This is a genomic window from Variovorax sp. Varisp41, from assembly GCF_047325085.1.
GTDB lineage: Bacteria > Pseudomonadota > Gammaproteobacteria > Burkholderiales > Burkholderiaceae_C > Variovorax.
On record NZ_CP168541.1, the window covers coordinates 994,985 to 1,015,920 of the forward strand.

The window sequence follows — 20,936 nt, forward strand, 5'->3', positions numbered from 1 at the left end:
CCTTCCTCCTGCCTTCCCTCATGACCGACACCACCGAAGCCCCCGCCGCCCTCGCCGAGCGGCGCGCCCGCACCCTCTACGACCTGGGCCCGAGCACCATCTACGCCGCGCGCAGCGACCCGCGCTTCTCCTACTGCACCTACGTGCCCGAGCACGTGGGCCAGCCCGGCACGCGGCCGATGCAGCTGGTGGTGGTGGTGCACGGCACCGGCCGCGCCTTCGTCAACTACCGCGAGGCCTTCAGCGGCTTCGCGAAGTGGAACGACTGCATCGTGCTGTGCCCGCTGTTCCCGGCCGGCGTGCGCGGCGACGGCAACCGCGACGGCTTCAAGCACCTGATCGAGGCCGACATCCGCTACGACCAGGTGCTGCTCGACATGGTGGCCGAGGTGGGCGAGAAGTTCGGCTGCGACTTCGGCCGCTTCGCGCTGTTCGGCTATTCGGGCGGCGGCCAGTTCGTCAACCGCTTCGCGATGCTGCACCCCGAACGCCTGTGGGCGGTGTCGATCGGCGCGCCGGGCTCGGTCACGCTGATCGATCCCGAGCAGGGCTGGTGGGTCGGCACCAAAGACTTCGAGACCCGCTTCGGCAAACCCATGGACCTCGAGGCGCTGCGCCGCCTGCCGGTGCACATGATCGCGGGCAAGGCCGACATCGAGACCTGGGAGATCACGCACAAGCCCGGCGGCAGGTTCTTCATGCCGGGCGCCAACGATGCCGGCCGCACGCGGCCCGAGCGGCTCGAGACGCTGCGTCGCTCCTTCGAGGCGGCCGGCGTGAAGGTGGCCTTCGAGCTGCTCGACAACGTGCCGCACAACGGGCTGGCCTGCGTGGGGCATGTGCAGGACTTCTTCGCCAAGGCCCTGCAAGAACTGCGCGCCGCGCCGTCGCCGGCCTGACCCCACCCACCACGAGGAAGAAGGCCCATGTTCCGTTTCGCAGCGGCCCGCATCGCGATGGCCGTCCCCACCCTGCTGATCGTGGCGGTGTCGGTGTTCGTCCTGATCCGGCTGATTCCCGGCGACCCCGCGCAGCTGCTGCTCGGCGACCTCGCCACGCCCGCGAGCCTGGCCGACCTGCGCGCGCGGCTCGGCCTCGACCGCTCGCTGCCGGCGCAGTTCGGCATCTGGTTCGGCCACGTGCTGCAGGGCGACCTCGGCACCTCGATCAACAGCGGGCAGGACGTGCTCTCGCTGGTGGCCGAGCGCTTCCTCATCAGCGGCCGCATCGTGCTGGTGGCGGTGGCGCTGGCCGCACTCGTTGCAGTGCCAGCCGGCATGGTCGCCGCGTGGAAGCAGAACCGCGCGCCCGACCTGCTGCTGGTCGGCTCGGCCACCTTGCTGGTGTCGATCCCGACCTTCTGGCTCGGCCTGCTGTTGCTGCTGCTGTTCGGCCTCAAGCTGGGCTGGCTGCCGGTGGTGGGCTACGTAGGCATCGCCGAGGACTGGAAGAACGGTCTGCTGTATCTGGTGCTGCCGATCCTCACGCTGTTCCTGCACGAGATCGGCGTGCTCATGCGCATGGCGCGCGCCAGCACGCTCGAGGTGCTGCGCCTGGACTACATCACGCATGCGCGCGCCAAGGGCCTGTCGGAACGCGCGGTGCTGATGCGCCATGCCTTCAAGAACGCCTTCGGCCCGACCTGGACCCTGATCGGCCTGGTGCTGGGCAACCTGCTCGGCGGCATCGCGGTGGTCGAGACGGTATTCACCATCCCGGGCCTGGGCCGGCTGCTGGTCGACGCGATCTTCGCGCGCGACTATCCGGTGATCCAGGGCTGCCTGCTGTTCGTGGCGGTGATCTACGTGGTGGTCAACCTCGTGATCGACCTCTGCTATCCCTTGTTCGACCCTCGCGTCGCCGTCGAATGAGCACGAAGATGACCCGCAACAAACGCATTCCCCTCAACGCCCTGGTCGGCATCGTCATCGTCGGCCTCATCGTGGCCGCGGCGCTCGTCAGCCTGGTGTGGACGCCGCACGATCCGCTGCGCATCAACTTCGGCTCGCGGCTCAAGCTGCCCGGCGCACGCTACCTGCTGGGCACCGACGAGTTCGGCCGCGACGAGCTCTCGCGCCTCATGGCCGGCGCCGCCACCAGCGTCTGGATCGCCGTGCTCACGGTGGGCTTCTCGATCGTGGTGGGCAGCATCGTGGGCGTGCTCACGGGCTTCCTGCGCGGCTGGACCGACCGCATCGTGATGGCCTTCAACAACGCGCTGCTGGCCTTCCCGGGCCTGCTGCTGGCGCTGGGCCTGCTCGCGGTGGTGGGCGCCAACCAGTACGGCATCGTGCTCGCGCTCGGGCTGGCGTACACGCCCTCGGTGACGCGCATCGTGCGCGGCACGGTGCTGTCGCTGCGCGAGAAGGAGTTCATCGAATCCTCGCGCGTGCTCGGCAACTCCGAGCTCTACACCATGGTGCGCCACGTGCTGCCCAACTGCACCGCGCCGCTCACGGTGCTGGCGACCTCGATGTTCGGCTGGGTGATCCTGGCCGAGAGCGCGCTCTCGTTCCTGGGCCTGGGCGTGCCGCCGCCGGCGCCCACCTGGGGCAACATGCTGGCCTCGGCGCGGCCATTCATGGCGCAGGCCAGCCACCTCTCGATTCTTCCGGGCCTGTGCATCGCGCTGACGCTGCTGGGCATCAACCTGCTGGGCGACGCGGTGCGCGACTGGCTCGATCCGCGCATGAAGGGCGTGCAATGACTTCCACTCCTACCACCGCCGCGCTGGTCAGCGTCGAAGGCCTCACGCTCGCCGTCGGCCCCGGCGGCCGCGAGATCGTGCGCGACGTGAGCTTCGACATCGCGCCCGGCGAGATGGTCGGCATCGTCGGCGAATCGGGCAGCGGCAAGACGCAGGCCGCGCGCGCCCTGATGGGCCTCACGCCGCCGCCGCTGGTGCGCACCGCGGGCCGCATCCTGTTCGAGGGCGAGGACCTCGCGCTCGCCAGGCCGGCGCGGCTGCGCGAGCTGCGCGGCGCGCGCGTGGGCATGGTGTTCCAGGAGCCGATGACCTCGCTCAATCCGTCGATGACCATCGGCCGCCAGCTCGAGGAAGCGCTCGCGCTGCACCGCCGCGAACTGTCGCCCACCGCGCGGCGCACGCGCGTCCTCGACATGCTCGCGCGCGTCGGCATCCGCGATCCGCAGGGCGCGCTCGCGGCCTGGCCGCACGAGTTCTCGGGCGGCATGCGCCAGCGCATGATGCTGGCCTCGGTGATGCTGCTGGAGCCCGCCCTCTTGATCGCCGACGAGCCGACCACCGCGCTCGACGCCGTGGTGCAGCGCGACGTGCTCGAGCTGATGGTGGGCCTCACGCGCGAGCACCGCACCGCCGTGCTGATGATCAGCCATGACCTGCCGATGGTGGCGCGCTTCACGCAGCGCATGGTCGTGATGCGGCATGGCGAGGTGAAGGAGACCGGCCGCACCGAGGACCTGCTCGAGCAGCCGAAGCACCCCTACACGCGCGAGCTGCTGCAGGCCATGCCGCGCCGGCTGCCCGCGCGCGCGGTGGCCGACGAGCCGCCGGTGGTCGAGGTGCGCAACCTCGTCATCGACTATCCAGGACGCCGTCGCCTGTTCGCCAAGACTGCCCCCAAGCGCGCGCTGCACGGCATCGACCTCGTGGTGCGTCCGCGCGAGGTGGTCGCGGTGGTCGGCGGCTCGGGCTCGGGCAAGACCACGCTGGGCCGCGCCATCGCCGGACTGCTCAAGCCCGGCGGCGGCGAGATCCTGTTTCGCGGCCGCTCGATCGCGCGCTCCGATCCCGGCTGGGCCGACTACCGGCTGCAGTGCCAGATGGTGTTCCAGGACCCCTACGCCTCGCTCGATCCGCGCATGACCATCGGCCAGCTGGTCGGCGAGGGGCTGCGGCTGGTGCCCGGCATGTCGACGGCCGACAAGGCGAAGCGCGTGGCCGAGGTGCTCGACGAGGTCGGGCTCGGCACCGCCTACGCGCCGCGCTATGCGCACCAGCTATAGGGCGGGCAGCGCCAGCGCGTGGCGATCGCGCGCGCACTGGTGCGCCGGCCCGCCTTCGTGATCGCCGACGAGCCGGTGTCGGCGCTCGACGTCACCGTGCGCGCCCAGGTGCTCGAGCTGTTCGCCGAACTGCAGAAGCGCCACGGCTTCTCGTGCCTGTTCATCAGCCACGACCTCGGCGTGGTCGAGCAGGTGGCCGACCGCGTGGTCGTGATGCAGGACGGCCGCATCGTCGAGCAGGGCACGCGCGACACCGTGTTCGACGCGCCGCGGCAGGACTACACGCGCCGGCTGCTGTCCGCCATTCCGGCGCTCGAGCCCACCGAGGCCGGCGGCGTGCGGCTGCGCTGGCGCTTCGGCGCCGAGACCGCCCTCGCCTGAAGTCCTTTCTTTTTCTGCAGGAGTCCTCCATGCCCCGTCCCTTCTTCCGACTCGCGGCCCTCGCCGGCGCCGGCCTCGCCTGCGGCGCGGCGCTGGCCCAGACCACGGTGACGGTCGCCCAGCCGGCCGACATCCGTTCCACCAACCCGGGCGTGAACCGCGACAACACCACCGACGGCATCGTGCTCAACATGGTCGAGGGCCTGGTCGGCTACCGGCAGGACGGCAGCGTCGGCCCGCTGCTCGCGCAGTCGGTCGAGGTGTCGCCCGACGGCCTGACCTACACCTTCAAGTTGCGCAAGGGTGTGAAGTTCCACAACGACGCGCCGCTGACCTCGGCCGACGTGGCCTGGAGCTGGAAGCGCTACATGGACCCGAAGACCGACTGGCGCTGCCTCAGCGAATACGACGGCCGCAACGGCCTCAAGGTGGTCGAGACCGCGACGCCCGACGACGCCACCTTCACGATGAAGATCAACCGGCCCTCGGCCGTGTTCCTCGATTCGCTGGCGCGCTCCGACTGCGGCATGACGGCGATCCTGCACAGGAGCTCGGTCAAGGCCGACGGCAGCTGGGACAAGCCGGTGGGCACCGGCCCCTTCAAGTTCGGCGAATGGAAGCGCGGCGAGTACGTCACGGTCACGGCCTTCAAGGGCTACACCTCGCCGCCGGGCGCGACCAAGGTCGACGGCTACGTGGGCCTGAAGGCGCCGCTGGTCGACACGGTGCGCTTCCTGGTCGTGCCCGACGCGGCCACGGCCGCGGCCGGCCTGAAGTCGGGCGCCATCGACGCGGCCCAGATCACCTCGAGCGACGCGCAGGAGCTCAAGACCGACCGCAACCTCGTCGTGCAGGCGCCGACCGAGGCCACCAAGAACGCGCTGCTGATCCAGACCCGCGATCCGCTGCTCAAGAACCAGAAGCTGCGCCAGGCCATCGCGGCCTCGCTCGACATGGAGCAGATCGTGGCGGCCGCCTCCGAGGGCCTGGGCACGGTGAACAACGCCGCCATCCACAAGACCTCGGCCTTCTACGGCCCGGTGCAGAAGAAGGGCTACCACTACGACCCGGCGCTGGCCGCCAGGCTGCTGCGCGAGGCCGGCTACAGGAACGAGAAGATCGTCATCCAGACCAACAAGCGCGCGCACGTGCCGAGCTACACGGTGGCGGTGCTGGCGCAGGCCATGATGCAGTCGGTGGGCATCAACGCGCAGATCGAGGTGCTCGAATGGGCGACGCAGCTCGACCGCTACAACAGCGGCAACTACCAGATGAGCTCGTTCACCTATTCGTCGCGGCTCGACCCGGCGCTGAGCTACGAGCAGTTCTCGGGCCCGAAGGACAAGCAGTCGCGCAAGGTCTGGGAAGACCCGCAGGCGCTCAAGCTGCTCGACGAGAGCTTCGCCGAATCGGACCCGAAGAAGCGCCAGGCGCTGTTCGACCAGATCCACGCGCTGATGATTCAGCAGGTGCCGATGATCATGCTGTTCAACGGCATCGATGCCTGGGGCGTGCGCAAGCGCCTGAGCGGCTTCTCGGTGTGGGAAGGCAAGCCCCGGCTGTGGGGCGTGTCGGCGGCCGCGAAGGCCTCGTGAGAGGCCGCCGCGCCGCCATGCTCAGTCCTGCAGACAGAGGTACTTGAGCTCGAGGTAGTCCTCGATCCCGTGCCGCGAGCCCTCGCGGCCCAGGCCCGACTGCTTCACGCCGCCGAAGGGCGCGACCTCGTTCGAGATCAGGCCGGTGTTGATGCCGACCATGCCGGTCTCGAGCTGCTCGCCCACGCGCCAGAGGCGGCGGCGGTCCTCGGTGAACAGGTAGGCGGCAAGGCCGAACTCCGAATCGTTGGCCATCGCGACGACCTCCTCCTCGGTCTCGAAGCGGAACAGCGGCGCCAGCGGCCCGAAGGTCTCCTCGCGCGCCACGCGCATGGCCTGCGTCACGCCGGTCAGCACGGTGGGCTCGAAAAAGCTGCCGCCCAGCGCATGCGGCTTGCCGCCGGTGCGCAGCTCGGCGCCCTGCGTGAGCGCGTCGTCGATGTGCTGGCGCACCTTGGCGACGGCGCGGCCGTCGATCAGCGGGCCCTGCGTGGTGCCGGCCTCGAGGCCGTTGCCCACGCGCATCGCCTCGACCGCAGCCACCAGCCGCGCGGCCACGGCGTCGTAGACGCCGGCCTGCACGTAGATGCGGTTGGCGCAGACGCAGGTCTGGCCCGCGTTGCGGAACTTGGAGGCCACGATGCCCTCGACCGCGCGGTCGATGTCGGCGTCGTCGAACACGATCAGCGGCGCATTGCCGCCGAGCTCGAGCGAGAGCTTCTTGATGGTCGGCGCGCACTGCTGCGCGAGCACGCGGCCCACGCCGGTGGAGCCGGTGAAGCTGAGCTTGCGCACGGTCGGGCTCTCGCACAGCGCGGCGCCGATCTCGGGTGCGTTGCCGGCCACGATCTGCAGCACGCCGGGCGGCAGGCCGGCCTCGAGCCCCAGCACGCCGAGCGCGAAGGCGCTCAGCGGCGTGAGCTCGGCCGGCTTGACGACGATGGTGCAGCCCGCGGCCAGCGCGGGGCCGACCTTGCGCGTGATCATCGCGGCCGGGAAGTTCCACGGCGTGATCGCGGCGCAGACGCCGATCGGCTGCTTGAGCACCACGATGCGTTGGCCGGCGCGCTGCGGCTGCAGCACCTCGCCGTCCACGCGCTTGGCCTCCTCGGCGAACCATTCGATGAACGAGGCCGCGTAGGCGATCTCGCCGCGCGCCTCGGCCAGCGGCTTGCCCTGCTCGAGCGTCATCAGCCGGCCCAGGTCGTCCTGGTGCGCGAGCATCAGCTCGGCCCAGCGGCGCAGCACGCGTGCGCGATCGGGCGCGGTGCGCGCGCGCCAGGCGGGCAGCGCGGCGGCGGCGCCGGCGATGGCGCGCTCGGTCTCGACGCGGCCCATCCGCGGCACGTCGGCCAGGTGCCGGCCGGTGGCGGGGTCGTTGACGGCGAAGGTGGCGCCGTCGTCGGCCGCGACCCACTGGCCGTCGATCAGGCCGGCACCGCGCAGCAGGTCGGGGCGCTGCAGGCCCAGGGTGGAGGCGGTGTTCATGCCGAGAACGCTTCCTCGACGATGGCCAGCGCGTGTTCGAACTGCGCGTCGGGAATGGTCAGCGGATACAGGAAGCGGATCACGTTGCCGTACATGCCGCAGCTCAGCAGCACCAGGCCCTGCGCCAGCGCCTTGGCCTGCACGCGGGCCACCGCCTCGGCGTCGGGCGCGCCCGTGGCCGCATCGCGCAGTTCCACCGCGACCATCGAGCCCTGCGCGCGCACTTCGGCCAGCGCCGGGTTCGATTCCTTGATCTTCAACAGTCGGCCGACCAGGCGCTCGCCCAGCGCGGCGGCGCGTTCGCAGAGCTTCTCGTCGGCGATCACGTCGAGCACCGCGTGCGCCGAGGCCACCGCCAGCGGATTGCCCGCGTAGGTGCCGCCGAGGCCGCCGGGCGCCGGCGCATCCATGACGGCGGCGCGGCCGGCCACGGCCGACAGCGGCATGCCGCCCGCGAGGCTCTTGGCCATGGTGATCAGGTCGGGCTCGACGCCGTGGTGCTGCATCGAGAACAGCCGGCCGGTGCGCGCGAAGCCGGTCTGCACCTCGTCGGCGATCAGCACGATGCCGTGCGCGTCGCAGATGCGGCGCAGGCCCTGCAGCAGCGCGGTGGGCGCGACGTTGAAGCCGCCCTCGCCCTGCACCGGTTCGATCACGATCGCGGCCACGCGCTTCGGGTCGATGTCGGTCTTGAACAGCTTCTCGATCGCGGCCAGTGAGTCGTCGGCGCTCACGCCCTGCAGCGCGCTCGGGAACGGCACGTGGAACACGTCGGCCGGGAACGGGCCGAAGCCGGTCTTGTAGGGCGCGACCTTGCCGGTCATGGCCAGCGCCATCAGCGTGCGGCCATGGAAGCCACCGCCGAAGGCGATCACTCCGGCGCGGCCGGTGTGGGCGCGCGCGATCTTCACCGCGTTCTCGAGCGCCTCGGCGCCGGTGGTGAAGAAGGCCGTCTTCACCGGGCCGGAGATCGGCACCAGCGCATTGAGCCGCTCGGCCAGCGTCACCACGCTCTCGTAGGGAACGATCTGGTAGGCCGTGTGCGTGAAGCGCCCGAGCTGCTCCTGGATCGCGGCCACCAGGCGCGGATGGCGGTGGCCGGTGTTGAGCACCGCGATGCCGGCGGCGAAGTCGATGTATTCGCGGCCCTCGATGTCCCACAGCGTCGCGTTCTCGGCGCGCTGGGCATAGAAGCCGCACATCACGCCCACGCCTCGCGGCGTGGCCGCGAGGCGGCGGGTCTGGAGTTCGGAGTTGGTGGTCATGGCTGAAGGCGTCCGGGAAAGGCTGGAGGTCGATCGGAAGTTCTGATTGAATGCGCAATTGGCTCCATCAAAAAGATCCACTTCCTGCAATCAGGATGGAGCCAATCCAAAAAACCCATGAAATCCATCTGCGCCGACCTGGTGCTGCAGCGCATCGCTCCCGCCGCCGGTGCCGCGCTCAACCGCCAGCTCTACGACTGCCTGCGCGGTGCCATCCTCGACGGCAGCCTGCCGCCCTCGAGCGCGCTGCCGGCCTCGCGCGACCTGGCGCGCGAGACCGGCATGTCGCGCAACACCGTGCTGCATGCCTACGAGCAGCTGCGCGCCGAGGGCTACGTGCATTCGCGCGTGGGCAGCGGTACTTTCGTGGCCGAGACCACGCCCGAGAGCCAGCTGGCCACCGGCCGCGGCGCCGCCGCCGCGCCGGCCCGCGCCGCGCCGGTACGGCTGGCCCGGCGCGCCCAGGCGCTGGTCGACGATGCCTCGGCCGCGGCGCGCCAGTGGGGCGCCTTCATGCCCGGCGTGCCCGACGTGACCCAGTTCCCGCACCGCGCCTTCGGCCGCATCGTCGCGCGCCTGTGGCGCGATCCCGCGCCCGAGCTGCTGACCTATTCGCACGGCGGCGGCCATCCCGCGCTGCGCGAGGCGGTGGCCGAGCACCTGCGCGTGGCGCGCGCGGTGCGCTGCGACGCCGACCAGGTGCTGATCACCGAGGGCGTGCACCAGGCCATCGACCTCTCGCTGCGTATGCTGGCCGACCCGAGCGACACCGTGTGGGTCGAGGAGCCCGGCTACTGGGGCTTCCACAAGCTGCTGCAGATGGGCGCCTGGCGCGTGCGGCCGCTGCGCGTGGAAGCCGAGGGCGACGGACCCGGGGCCGGCTGGCCGCGCGGCGGCAGCGCGCCGCGGCTGATCTTCGTCACGCCTTCGCACCAGTACCCGCTGGGCTCGGTGATGAGCCTGGCGCGCCGGCGCGAGCTGCTCGACTTCGCGCGCCAGTCGGGCAGCTGGATCGTGGAGGACGACTACGACAGCGAGTTCCGCTTCGCGGGCCGGCCCATTCCCTCGATGCAGGGGCTCGAGGACGACAGCCCGGTGATCTACATCGGCACCTTCAGCAAGACGCTGTTCCCGGGCCTGCGCGTGGGCTACATGGTGCTGCCGCGCGCGCTGGCAGCGCATTTCCGCACCGCCCATGCCGACCTCTACCGCGAGGGCCACGCCATCACGCAGGTGGCGCTGGCCGAGCTCATCGGCCAGGGCCACTACGCCGCCCACATCCGCCGCATGCGCGTGCTCTATGCGCGCCGGCGCGCGCTGCTGGCCGGGCTGATCGGCGAGCACCTGGGCCCCGACCACCTGCATCCGCAGGCCAGCAATGCCGGGCTCCACCTGGTGCTGCGGCTGCCCGAGGACCGCGACGACGTGGCGATCATGGAAGCGGCGCAGGCGCGCGGCGTGCTCTCGCGGCCGCTGTCGCGCTACTACCGGCGCGGCGACGGGCGGCGTGGGCTGCTGCTGGGCTATGCCTGCGTGGAGGAGGCGAACATCGAGCCGGCGTTCCGCGTGCTGCTCGAGGGCATCCGGTCTTGAACGGCGCCCGGCCGGTTCGCATCGGCCTACACGCGCTGGCCGATCATCCCGACAGCACGGTGCGCGCGGTCCGGTCCCAATAGGACTTCTGTCACCCACTGCCTTCGTCACCCGTGCCCCTGCCGCCCGCGCAAGACCGACCCGCCCGCCCCGGACGCCGCCTGGCCCTCGCGCTGGTCGTCGCCATCGCCGCCGGCGTGGTGGCCGTCTTCACGGGCGCCATCGAGGTGCCCGAGCGCCACGATCCCTGGGCGCCGCTCGACGTGACGGCGGCGCCCAACTGGCTGACCACCTACAAGCTCGCGCGCGCACGCGGCGATCCGGTGCGCTGCCAGGCCGCGCTGGCCGACACCGGCATGCAGTACGAGCGCGTGCCCGATCGCGTCACCGGCCCGGGCTGCGGCTTCGAGAACGCTGTGCGCCTGCGCTCGGCCGGCGTGCGCCTGGGCAGCGCACCCACGCTGAGCTGCCCGATGGCGCTGTCCTTCTTCATGTGGGAGCACCATGCGCTGCAGCCCGCGGCCCTGCGGCACTTCGGCCAGCCGGTCGCCGCGATCGACCACCTCGGCAGCTATGCCTGCCGCAACGTGAACCGCGGCGAAGGCGCGATGCCCGGCGCGCCGCGCAGCCGGCATGCCACGGCCGACGCCTTCGACGTGGCCGGCTTCGTCCTCGCGGACGGGCGCCGCGTCAACGTGCGCAGGGACTGGCACACCGACGCTTCGAACCCTTCGGCCGCGCTGCTGAACGACGCCCATCTGGGCGCCTGCCGGTTCTTTCGCGGCGTGCTCGGGCCTGAGTACAACGCGGCGCACCGCGATCACTTCCATCTGGAGACGGGCGGGTTTCCGATGTGCCGCTGAGCCCGTCTGCTAGAAAGCCACCATGAGCGCCTCCCTCGCCGCCTCCCTCCTCGACCTCTTGCTGGGCCTGGAACTCGGCGCGCGCGGCGATGCCGATCCGAACCGCTTCGCGCTCGAGGGCGTGCGCTGGGCCACGGGCCAGGACGGCACGCGCGAACTGCGGATCGCGCAACTCGAAGCGACGGCCCTGCGGCTCGCCACGGGCGCGCTCGTGCTGGAGATCGAGCGCATCGCCGTGCACGAGCTGGTCGCGCGCGTGCATGCCGGGAACGGGTCCCTGCGCGTCGGCGCCATCGAGGCCCGCGACGCGGAATTCGCCGGCCTGAAGTTGCACGGCCCGCTGGTGCTGTCACGGCAGTTCCACCAACTGTGGGAAGCCACCCATCCCGCCGACCGCACGGCGCTGCCGCCACCGGCCGGTGCCTGGCAACTCGGCCCGCTCGGCGAGATCGACGGCACCCTGCGCGGCCGCATCACCGACGCGCACCTGCTGTTCGATGCCGACGTGACCGTGCCGATCCGCCATGGGCTGGTCGACTTCAACGACGCCACCGTCGAGCACGTGGGCCCCGACTCGCGCATGGGCGTGAGCCCGCTCGGCTTCTACGTCGATGCCCCGAACGGCCGCAGCTACCTCTACCAGTTCGCCTCGGCGCCGCTCGCGGGCGTGGAGTTCGAGCGCCGCAAGAGCCTGATCGGCCCGTGGATCTCCGAGCGCGGCAAGCTCCGGCTGCGGCCCTTCGCCGAATCGATGCTTCGCCAGGGCCTGGGCACGCAGGCCCAGGGGTTGACCGCGCAGGCGCGCACGCTGCTCGGGCGCACGGCCTTGTCGGGCGAACTGCGGCTGGGCGACGGACTGCTCGCACTGCCGGGCCTGCAGGTGTCGATGGACGGGCACGAGCAGGGCCTCAACACGGTCGTGCTGCGCTCGGAATCGGTGGGACGCGGGCTGGGCACGGAGATCGCCGCGCTGTCCGCGCGCGAGATCGCGGCGAGCTGGGGCAGCGCGCAACTCGCCGGCGACGCCGTGACGGCGAAGCTCGGCGTGCAGGTCGTCGTCGAGGGCGACACCCTGCGCTTCGTGCTCGCGGCCGCGAACGGCCGCATCACCGCACCCCGCATCGGCTTCGCGGCCGTCGAGCCCGCGTGATCGTCCCCTGGAGGTCTATCCAGGCCGAGATCGCTTCGACCGCTCGAGCCGTTCGATGAACTCCTTCGGCAGACGCCGCGCCCGCGCGATATCGACCGCATCGCGCCCCTGCTCGTCGGTTACGGACGCATCGGCACCGGCCGCGATCAGCAGCGCCAGGGTCTTCAGCCGCTGCAGCCGGGCCGCATAGAAGAGCGGCGTTTCGCCGTGCGCGCGCAGGTTCAGTTCGGGCTTGTTCGCGAGCAGCACGCGGCACATCGCCTCGTCGTCGCGCCACACCGCGGCCCACAGCGACCAGCTCGTGTTCGCGCCGCGCTTGGCAAGGAACTTGACCAGCGGCAGGTTCTCGCCGCGCGCCACCGCGTACCAGATCGGCGTGGCGCGGAAGTCGCCCTCGTCCTCGTCCATGGGCACCACGGCCTCGAGGTCGGCACCCGCATCGAGCAGCGCGGTCACGGTCTTGATCCCATGGGGTTCCGCGAGCTGCGCGCCCTCGGCCTTCACCGTGCAGGCCAGGTGGATCGCCGCGCGGCCGCGCGGATCGGTGGCGCCGACCAGCGCCGGCGTCTGGGCCAGCTGGGCCCGGACCGAGGCCGCGTCCCAAGCCTTCGCGGCGGCGAACAGCGATGTCTTCGAGGGCGGGGGCATGGGCGCTTTCCTTCCTTGTCTGCGTCGGGCCATGGCGGTGCGATGGCCCCCGCCATCTTCCCACGGGCTTGACCCAGGTCAATCGCCGGGCGCCCGCGCCGGGCTAGCATGGACAGGCGACACGAGGAGACGCCGTGGAACTCGAGATACCGGAGATGCTGGCCGCCGTCCTGCGCAGCCAGGTCGGCGCGCAGTCGCCGCTGGGCCTCCAGCTGGGCGGCCAGGGAGCCTGCAGCGGCATACGCGTCGTGTCGAGCCGCCACTTCGACGGCCGCTCGCTCAACCTGCTCTACCAGCTGAGCCTCGGCAACGGCGCGCGCGACCTGGTGTTCCAGCTGCTCGCGCTCGACAACCTCAACGGCGAATCGCAGCTGCAGCCGGTCGCGAACCTCGAGGCGATGGTGCCGGCACTCACCGAATGGCTCGCACGCGATGCCATCGACGGCTGGCTCTACCAGCGCGGCAAGGACGGCGTGCTGCTGCCCTGGCTGGTTCACACGGTGCGGCTGGTGAAACCCACCGAGGGCAATGCCTACGTGCTCGTGGGCCTGCTCGCCAACACGCTGCAGGCGGCCGGCCGCGAGCCGCCCTCCGAGCCCCGGCTGCGCTTCGCGGGCATGACCTGGGGCCTGAGCTTCTACGAGGAGCAGCTGCCGCACCGCACGCTGGCCGACCTGTTCGCCGACCACGGCTTTCACAAGGAATGCGCGGAGTTCAAGCGCGAGTACGAAATGCAGCTCGAGCGCTTCGGCAAGCTGCAGCCGCGGCACGGCGCGCAGTTCACCGTCGGCGGCAGCGTCTGGACCGCGGGCGAGGGCCCGCGCGCGACCCTCGAGTGTCATCGGCTGCCCGAAGGCGCCGCGGTGCGCTGCGTGAACGACGAAGAACTTCTGCGCCGCCGCTTCGACCTGGCCGCCGATCCGCATCACTGGCGCGAGAGCGGCATCGCCCAGGGCTTCGACCGCATTCCCCAGCACTGCTACCTGCACCTGTTCCACCTCGACTGGCACCGCAACATCTGGGTCCATGCCCAGCATGTGCAGGACTACCGGTACCAACCGAGCCTGCGCGAGCGGCTGGTGCTGCCGCAGGCGCACCGCGACCTGATCGACATCCTCACGGCCGACCGCAACTTCCTGGTCGAGGACGTGGTGCCCGGCAAGTCGGGCGGCACCACCATCCTGTGCAAGGGCGCGCCCGGCCTGGGCAAGACGCTGACCGCCGAGGTCTATGCGGAAGTGGTCGGCAAGCCGCTGTACCGCGTGCACTCGGGCCAGCTCGGCGTGACGGCGAGTTCGGTGGAGACCAGCCTCACGCGCATCCTGCAGCGCGCCGCGCGCTGGGGTTGCGTGCTGCTGCTCGACGAGGCCGACGTCTACATCCGGCGCCGCGACAACGACCTGCAGCACAACGCCATCGTGGCCGAGTTCCTGCGCACGCTCGAGTACTTCAGCGGCCTGCTGTTCATGACCACCAACCGCGTCGGCGACATCGACGAGGCCATCCTCTCGCGCTGCATCGCGGTGATCGACTACCAGCCGCCCGGGCCCGAGGATGCGCGACGCCTGTGGACCACGCTGTCGGCCCAGCTCGGCGTGGAACTGCCCGCCGCCGTGATCGACCGGCTGGTGGTCGACTACGCAGGCGCCAGCGGCCGCGACATCAAGGAACTGCTCAAGCTCACGAGCAAGTACTGCCGGCGCAAGGAACTGCCGCTGTCGACGCAGTCCTTCGCGCAGTGCGCCGTGTTCCGCGGCATCGCGCCCGCCGCAGCGCCCGGAGGAGGCCACGCGTGATCGATCCCACCCTGTTCGGCGGTGCGCTCACGGGCCGCATGGCCTTCCGGCCCGGTGCCGCGCCCCTGTACGAGCCGCTGCCGCCCGGGCGCCACGACCTGGGTTTCGACGAGGGCCGCGACGCGGTGCTGGTCGTGCCCGAGGGCCTGCCCACCGATGCGCCGCTGCCCCTGCTCGTGATGTTCCATGGCGCGGGCGGCGAGGCCAACCGCGTGCTGCCGCACTTCGTCGCGCATGCGCGCTCGCGCGGCTTCCTGCTGCTGGCGCCGCAGTCGATGTACGCCACCTGGGACATCGTGGTCGGCGGCCATGGCCCCGACCTCGAGCGGCTCGACAACGCGCTGGCCACCGTGTCGCGGCATTTCCGGCTCGACCCCGCGCGGCTCGCGTTCGCGGGCTTCTCCGACGGCGGCAGCTACGCGCTGTCGCTGGGCCTCACCAACGGCGACGTGGCGAGCCACGTGATCGGCCTGTCGGCCGGCTTCATGAACAGCTTCGCGCAGACCGGCACGCCGCGCTTCTTTCTCGCGCACGGGCGCTCGGACAGCCAGCTGCCGATCGAGACCAGCGCCCATCCGCACGCCCGGCGGCTGCTCGAGAGCGGGCACGACCTCACGCTGCAGCCCTTCGATGGGGACCATGTGATCGTGCCCTGGGTGGTGGGGCGGGCGGTGGAGTTCTTTCTGGGCAGGGAGGCAGCGAAGCAGGTTTGAGAGCCCAAGAACTCCAGATGCACAAAAGCCGCGCGACTTCTCGCAGCGGGACATCGATCCACCCTCGATCCGTGATCAAGCCGAGATCGCATGCCCCTCAGACGCTGACTTTCGGTCAACTGGAACGGGCGGCCAAGAGCAAGCGTCCGCGCTCAACTATGCGATCGGCATCGAAGGCCTGGACGCAACCAGCGGTCGCGTCTGCCAGACCACGATCGATATCCGCCTTGAGAGTGGAAAACTCATTGAGTACCAACCAGCGCCGCGCTTTCCATTCACGCAAAGCTTCTCGTACCACTTCGCCAGGCGATTCGTACTCTCCGCGCTCCACCGCCTGCCTGATGATGGCAGCCATCTCGACGGGCACCGTGACGGTCATTCGTTTGGTGCTGCGCACGCGTCGGCCTCCTTCCGCGGTCTACGATCACTGCGAACCATCACCTGCGTGCCGACAGCCCGCGCCCGCAACTGCCCACACCCCCCATCCACGTCCTGCCCCGCCGAATTCCGCAGCTTGGTCAGGATGCCGCGCTCGTGCAGGGTGCGTGCGATCTGCTGGCAGCGCGCCCAGGCCGGGCGCTGGAAGTCCACGCCGTCGACCGCGTTGAACGGGATCATGTTGAGCACGCCGTACTTGCCCGACAGCAGCCGCACCAGCCCCTCGATCTCTTCCTCGCTGTCGTTGATGCCCTCGAGCAGCGTCCACTGGTACTGGATCGGATAGCCGGTGGTGCGCGCGTAGCGCTCGCCGGCCGCGACCAGTTCCTCGGGCGTGAGCCGCGGCGCGCGCGGCAGCAGCTTGCGGCGCAGTTCGTCGCGCGTGGTGTGCAGCGACAGCGCGAGCGCGGGCCGCACGCGTTCCTGCAGCAGCCGCTCGAACACGCGCGGATCGCCGACGGTGGAGAACACCAGGTTCTTGTGGCCGATGTTGCCGACCGTGCCGAGCAGCTCGATCGCCTCCATCACGTTGTCGAGGTTGTGGGCCGGCTCGCCCATGCCCATGAACACCACCTTGCGCACCGGCCGGCGCAGGCGCGCGAGTGCCACCTGGGCAATGATCTCGGCGCTGCCGACCTGGCGCAGCAGGCCCTCGCGCCCGGTCATGCAGAACTGGCAGCCGACCGCGCAGCCGACCTGCGAGGACACGCACAGGCCGTCGCGCGGCAGCAGCACGCTCTCGACGGTCTGGCCGTCGGCAAGGGCCACCAGCAGCCGCTCCGAACCGTCGGCGCCCGGATGCACCGCATGCACGCGCGCAAGGCCCGCGAGCTCGGCCTCGATGGCCGGCAGCTCGGCCATCAACCCGGCCGGAAAGAAGCTGTGCGGCAGCCGCCGGCCGCTGTCGCGCGGCAGCGCATGGGACCACAGCCGCAGCACGCGCTGCTCATGGCTGGGGCCCGCGCCTGCTTCGCGCAGTCGGCGTCGGATGTCGTGGATTCGCATGGGGCTGGAACGGGAGGCGGCGCGCGCGGCGGCGCGGATCGGGGGTCCAGATTGTGCACCCGGGCCGCGGCCCGCTCAGCTCCACTGCCGCGCGAGGTACTTCGCCGTGGGCGTGCCGGCCTTCGCGACCTCGCGCGGCGTGCCCGCCGCCACCACGGGCCCGCCCTCGCCGCCCGCGCCCGGGCCCATGTCGATGACCCAGTCGCAGCGCGCCACCACGCGCATCTCGTGCTCGACCAGCACCACCATGTTGCCCGCGTCGACGAGCTCGTCGAGCTGCGCCATCAGCCGGTCCACGTCCGACGGATGCAGCCCGGTGGTCGGCTCGTCGAGCACATAGAGCGCGTCGCCGCGCTGCGCGCGCTGCAGCTCGGTCGCGAGCTTGATGCGCTGGGCCTCGCCACCCGACAGCTCGGTGGCCGGCTGGCCCAGGCGCAGGTAGCCCAGGCCGATCGCCGCGAGCAGGCGCAGCGGCCGCTCGATGGGGGCGTCGTCCACGAAGAAGGCATGCGCCTCGTCCACCGTCATCGCGAGCACGTCGGCGATGCTCTTGTCGCGCAGCCGCACCTTCAGCGTCGCCGCGTCGAAGCGCGAGCCGCCGCACTGCGGGCAGGGGGCGTAGACGCTGGGCATGAACAGCAGCTCGACGCTGACGAAGCCCTCGCCCTCGCAGGTCGGGCAGCGGCCCTTGGCGACGTTGAACGAGAACTGGCCGGCATCGAAGCGGCGCGCCTTCGCGGCGCGGGTCTGCGCGAACAGCTTGCGCACGTGGTCGAACAGCCCGGTGTAGGTCGCGAGGTTGGAGCGCGGCGTGCGGCCGATCGGCTTCTGGTCGACCCGCACCAGCCGCCGGATCCGGTCCAGGCCCTCGACGATGCGGCCCTGCGTCTCCTGGGCGAGCGAGGGCTCGCCCTCGCCCGGCTCTTCGTCGGCCGGCGCCTCGTGCCCCAGGTGAGCCGCCACCAGCTGCACCAGCGCCTGGCTCACGAGACTCGACTTGCCCGATCCCGAAACGCCGGTGACCGCGGTCATCGCGCCGATCGGAAAAGCCGCATCGACCGCCTCGAGGTTGTTGCGCGTGACGCCTTCGAGCCGCAGCCAGCCCCGCGCCGAACGCGGCGGCCGGCCCGCATCGCCGGCCGCCTCGGGTGCGAACAGGTAGGCGGCCGTGCGGGAAGCCGCCACGTCGCGCAATCCGGCGGGCGGCCCGCTGTAGAGCACCTCGCCGCCCTTCTCGCCCGCGCCGGGCCCGACATCGACCAGCCAGTCGGCGCGGCGCATCAGGTCCAGATCGTGCTCGACCACGAACAGCGAGTTGCCCGCGCGCTTGAGTGCATCGAGCGCGTCGACCAGCGCCTCGGCGTCGGCCGGGTGCAGGCCGGCCGAGGGCTCGTCGAGCACGTACACCACGCCGAACAGCTTGGAACGGATCTGCGTCGCGAGCCGCAGCCGCTGCAGCTCGCCCGGCGACAGCGTGGGCGTGCTGCGGTCGAGCGAGAGATAGCCCAGCCCGAGGCCCAGCAGCGTCGCGAGCCGCGCCAGCGCGTCCTGCGCGATGCGCTGCGCCACGATGCGTTTCTCGGCCGACGGCGCGACCTTGCCATGCGCCTCGCCACGCGCGGCCGGCCGCAGCACCTGCCCCAGCGCGCCCAGCGTGAGGTGCGAGATCTGCCCGATGTCGAGCCCCGCGAAACGCACCGACAACGCCTCGGCCTTCAGTCGCTTTCCCTGGCAGGCGGGACACGACGCGCCCGACATGAAGCGCGAGACGCGGTTCTTCATCAGCGCGCTCTGCGTGGTGGCGAAGGTGTGGAGCACGTACTTGCGCGCGCCCATGAAGGTGCCCTGGTAGCTGGGCTCGAGCTTGCGGCGCAGCGCGGCGCGCGTCTCGGCCGGCGTGAAGCCCGCGTAGACCGGCACCGTCGGCTGCTCCTCGGTGAACAGGATCCAGTCGCGCGTCTTCTTCGGCAGCGTGCGCCACGGCGTGTCGACGTCGATGCCCAGCGTGACGAGGATGTCGCGCAGGTTCTGCCCCTGCCAGGCCGAGGGCCAGGCGGCCACCGCGCGCTCGCGGATCGTGAGGCTGTCGTCGGGCACCATCGCGCGCTCGGTCACCTCGAACACCCGGCCCAGACCGTGGCAGACGGGACAGGCACCCTGCGGCGTGTTGGGCGAGAAGTCCTCCGCGTGCAGCATGGCCTGGCGCGCCGGGTAGTCGCCCGCGCGCGAATAGAGCATGCGCAGCAGGTTCGACAGCGTGGTCACGCTGCCCACCGAGGAGCGCGTGCCCGGCGTGCCGCGCTGCTGCTGCAAGGCCACGGCCGGCGGCAGCCCGTCGATGGCATCGACCGCCGGCACGCCGACCTGGTCGATCAGCCGCCGCGCATAGGGCGCCACCGATTCGAGGTAGCGCCGCTGCGCCTCGGCATACAGCGTGCCGAAGGCCAGCGAGGACTTGCCGGAACCCGAGATGCCGCTGAAGACCACGAGGGCATCGCGCGGAATGTCGACGTCGACGTTGCGCAGGTTGTGCTCGCGCGCACCACGCACGGAGACGAAACGGTGGGAGGACGGGTCGGGCAAGGCTTTGGGTTGTCGGGGCATGGTGTTCGCAGTGGCTGGCGCCGCAAGCCGATATTGATGGCAGACATCGCAGCGGCGCCTTGCAGGACAAGGGCGCGAACTCGATTCGGCGCGGGCAAAGGCCGGCACGATAAGGCATGCGTGCCACTGCCCCCCGCAAGCCCTGGAAAGCCATCGCCTGGACCTTCGTCCTGACGCTGGCTGCCACCCTGCTCGTGCTCAACCTCACGAGCGGCGAGAAGAAGCTCGACGAACAGGTGCGACGCGAATATGCGCTGCACGATCCCCAATACCAGCGCGCGCTCGGTGCCATGCTCGGCCCGCCGATCGCCGACGGCAACCGCTTCGAGGCCTTCCAGAACGGCGACCGGATCTTTCCGCCGATGCTCGCGGCGATCCGCGCCGCGAAGCACAGCATCACCTTCGAGACCTACATCTACTGGTCGGGCGACATCGGCCGCGCCTTCGCCGATGCGCTGTCGGAACGCGCGCGCGCCGGCGTCAAGGTGCACGTGCTGCTCGACTGGGTCGGCAGCGCGAAGGTCGACGCGGACTTCATCCGAGAGATGGAGACAGCGGGCGTGGAGATCCGCAAGTTCCACAAGCCGAGCTGGTACGACATCGCGCGCATGAACAACCGCACCCACCGCAAGCTGTTGGTGGTCGACGGGCGCATCGGCTTCACGGGCGGCGTCGGCATCGCGCCCGAATGGACCGGCAATGCGCAGGACCCGGCGCACTGGCGCGACTCGCACTACCAGGTCGAGGGCCCGGTGGTGGCGCAGATGCAGGCGGTCTTCATGGACAACTGGATCAAGGTCTCGGGCGACGTGCTCCACGGCGAGCGCTATTTCCCGCCGCTGCCGCCGGTGGGCAACGGCCGCGCGCAGATGTTCAGCAGTTCGCCCTCGGGCGGCAGCGAGAGCATGCACCTGATGTACCTGCTCTCGATCGCCGCGGCCACGAAGACCATCGACCTCTCGAGCGCCTACTTCGTGCCCGACGACCTCACCGTGGGCGCGCTGGTCGCGGCGCTGCATCGCGGCGTGCGCGTGCGCATCGTCACGCCGGGGCCGATCATCGATTCGCAGACCGTGCGCCGCGCCTCGCGCGCCGCCTGGGGCCCGCTGCTCGAGGCCGGCGCCCAGATCAGCGAGTACCAGCCGACCATGTACCACTGCAAGGTCTTCCTGGTCGACGGCCTGCTGGTGTCGGTGGGCTCGACCAACTTCGACAACCGCTCGTTCCGGCTCAACGACGAGGCCAACCTCAACATCTACGACGAGGCCTTCGCCGCGGCGCAGACCGTGCAGTTCGAGGCCGACCTCGCGCAGTCGAAGCGGTTGAGCTACGAGGGCTGGAAGGAACGGCCGTTGCTCGAAAAGGCCTGGGAGCACCTGGCGGCGGTGCTGTCGCCGCAGCTCTGAGCGG

At 71.0% G+C, this 20,936-nt stretch carries 16 protein-coding genes and 1 pseudogene; 11 read left to right on the plus strand and 6 right to left on the minus strand.

Annotation, left to right across the window (positions count from 1 at the left end):
• Window positions 1-20: 20 nt before the first annotated feature.
• The 5 genes and pseudogenes from ACEN9J_RS35835 (at window position 21) to ACEN9J_RS35855 (ending at window position 5,963) form a co-directional block, all read left to right on the plus strand.
• The gene (locus ACEN9J_RS35835; RefSeq protein ID WP_413764719.1) at window positions 21-899 is read left to right on the plus strand and encodes a hydrolase; all 879 of its coding nucleotides are present in this window, start codon (window positions 21-23) and stop codon (window positions 897-899) included.
• Window positions 900-926: 27 nt separating this feature from the next.
• Window positions 927-1,871, plus strand: a complete 945-nt coding sequence (locus ACEN9J_RS35840; RefSeq protein ID WP_093346492.1) for an ABC transporter permease — start codon at window positions 927-929, stop codon at window positions 1,869-1,871.
• Window positions 1,872-1,879: 8 nt separating this feature from the next.
• Complete coding sequence (locus ACEN9J_RS35845) at window positions 1,880-2,707, plus strand: ABC transporter permease (protein ID WP_093347252.1); 828 nt, start codon at window positions 1,880-1,882, stop codon at window positions 2,705-2,707.
• Window positions 2,704-4,368: pseudogene (locus ACEN9J_RS35850) on the plus strand (ABC transporter ATP-binding protein). The gene ACEN9J_RS35845 and the pseudogene ACEN9J_RS35850 overlap by 4 nt, the downstream one beginning before the upstream one ends.
• 29 nt (window positions 4,369-4,397) lie before the next feature.
• Window positions 4,398-5,963: an ABC transporter substrate-binding protein gene (locus ACEN9J_RS35855; RefSeq protein WP_413764720.1), complete on the plus strand. Its 1,566-nt coding sequence runs from the start codon at window positions 4,398-4,400 to the stop codon at window positions 5,961-5,963.
• Between the two features lie 21 nt (window positions 5,964-5,984).
• Here ACEN9J_RS35855 and ACEN9J_RS35860 read toward each other — a convergent pair whose 3' ends face one another.
• Together ACEN9J_RS35860 and ACEN9J_RS35865 are read right to left on the minus strand one after the other, a co-directional pair.
• Window positions 5,985-7,451, minus strand: coding sequence for an NAD-dependent succinate-semialdehyde dehydrogenase (locus tag ACEN9J_RS35860; protein WP_413764721.1), 1,467 nt, complete (start codon window positions 7,449-7,451; stop codon window positions 5,985-5,987).
• Window positions 7,448-8,716, minus strand: a complete 1,269-nt coding sequence (locus ACEN9J_RS35865) for a 4-aminobutyrate--2-oxoglutarate transaminase (RefSeq protein ID WP_413764722.1) — start codon at window positions 8,714-8,716, stop codon at window positions 7,448-7,450. Before ACEN9J_RS35865 ends, ACEN9J_RS35860 begins: the two co-directional genes overlap by 4 nt.
• Before the next feature lie 117 nt (window positions 8,717-8,833).
• On the opposite strand from ACEN9J_RS35865, the gene ACEN9J_RS35870 reads away from it, so the two are divergent.
• From ACEN9J_RS35870 to ACEN9J_RS35880, 3 genes are all read left to right on the plus strand, one after another.
• Window positions 8,834-10,309 carry a PLP-dependent aminotransferase family protein gene (locus ACEN9J_RS35870; protein ID WP_413764723.1) on the plus strand — a complete coding sequence of 492 codons (1,476 nt, stop codon included), beginning with the start codon at window positions 8,834-8,836 and terminating at the stop codon, window positions 10,307-10,309.
• 113 nt (window positions 10,310-10,422) lie between these two features.
• Window positions 10,423-11,172: an extensin family protein gene (locus tag ACEN9J_RS35875; RefSeq protein WP_413764724.1), complete on the plus strand. Its 750-nt coding sequence runs from the start codon at window positions 10,423-10,425 to the stop codon at window positions 11,170-11,172.
• Between the two features lie 22 nt (window positions 11,173-11,194).
• Window positions 11,195-12,322 (plus strand): hypothetical protein, encoded by a 1,128-nt coding sequence (locus ACEN9J_RS35880; RefSeq protein ID WP_413764725.1) that lies wholly within the window; start codon window positions 11,195-11,197, stop codon window positions 12,320-12,322.
• 15 nt (window positions 12,323-12,337) lie between these two features.
• On the opposite strand, the gene ACEN9J_RS35885 is transcribed toward ACEN9J_RS35880, so the two are convergent.
• The gene (locus ACEN9J_RS35885) at window positions 12,338-12,970 is read right to left on the minus strand and encodes an ankyrin repeat domain-containing protein (protein WP_413764726.1); all 633 of its coding nucleotides are present in this window, start codon (window positions 12,968-12,970) and stop codon (window positions 12,338-12,340) included.
• Between the two features lie 134 nt (window positions 12,971-13,104).
• Here ACEN9J_RS35885 and ACEN9J_RS35890 point away from each other — a divergent pair, with 134 nt between their 5' ends.
• Together ACEN9J_RS35890 and ACEN9J_RS35895 are read left to right on the plus strand one after the other, a co-directional pair.
• Window positions 13,105-14,766, plus strand: coding sequence for an ATP-binding protein (locus ACEN9J_RS35890; protein WP_057589960.1), 1,662 nt, complete (start codon window positions 13,105-13,107; stop codon window positions 14,764-14,766).
• Complete coding sequence (locus ACEN9J_RS35895; protein WP_216087276.1) at window positions 14,763-15,479, plus strand: esterase; 717 nt, start codon at window positions 14,763-14,765, stop codon at window positions 15,477-15,479. Before ACEN9J_RS35890 ends, ACEN9J_RS35895 begins: the two co-directional genes overlap by 4 nt.
• Window positions 15,480-15,594: 115 nt before the next feature.
• Here ACEN9J_RS35895 and ACEN9J_RS35900 read toward each other — a convergent pair whose 3' ends face one another.
• The 3 genes from ACEN9J_RS35900 to ACEN9J_RS35910 all read right to left on the minus strand — a co-directional run bounded on the left by ACEN9J_RS35900 (window position 15,595) and on the right by ACEN9J_RS35910 (window position 19,526).
• Window positions 15,595-15,876 carry a ribbon-helix-helix protein, CopG family gene (locus ACEN9J_RS35900; RefSeq protein ID WP_082321495.1) on the minus strand — a complete coding sequence of 94 codons (282 nt, stop codon included), beginning with the start codon at window positions 15,874-15,876 and terminating at the stop codon, window positions 15,595-15,597.
• Window positions 15,855-16,922: an RNA methyltransferase gene (locus tag ACEN9J_RS35905; protein ID WP_413764727.1), complete on the minus strand. Its 1,068-nt coding sequence runs from the start codon at window positions 16,920-16,922 to the stop codon at window positions 15,855-15,857. The genes ACEN9J_RS35900 and ACEN9J_RS35905 overlap by 22 nt, the downstream gene beginning before the upstream one ends.
• Window positions 16,923-16,997: 75 nt before the next feature.
• Window positions 16,998-19,526: an excinuclease ABC subunit A gene (locus tag ACEN9J_RS35910; RefSeq protein WP_413764728.1), complete on the minus strand. Its 2,529-nt coding sequence runs from the start codon at window positions 19,524-19,526 to the stop codon at window positions 16,998-17,000.
• 116 nt (window positions 19,527-19,642) lie between these two features.
• Between ACEN9J_RS35910 and ACEN9J_RS35915 the strand changes: the two genes are divergently transcribed.
• On the plus strand, window positions 19,643-20,932 hold the full coding sequence (locus ACEN9J_RS35915; RefSeq protein ID WP_413764729.1) for a phospholipase D-like domain-containing protein: 1,290 nt from the start codon (window positions 19,643-19,645) through the stop codon (window positions 20,930-20,932).
• The last annotated feature ends 4 nt before the right edge of the window (window positions 20,933-20,936 follow it).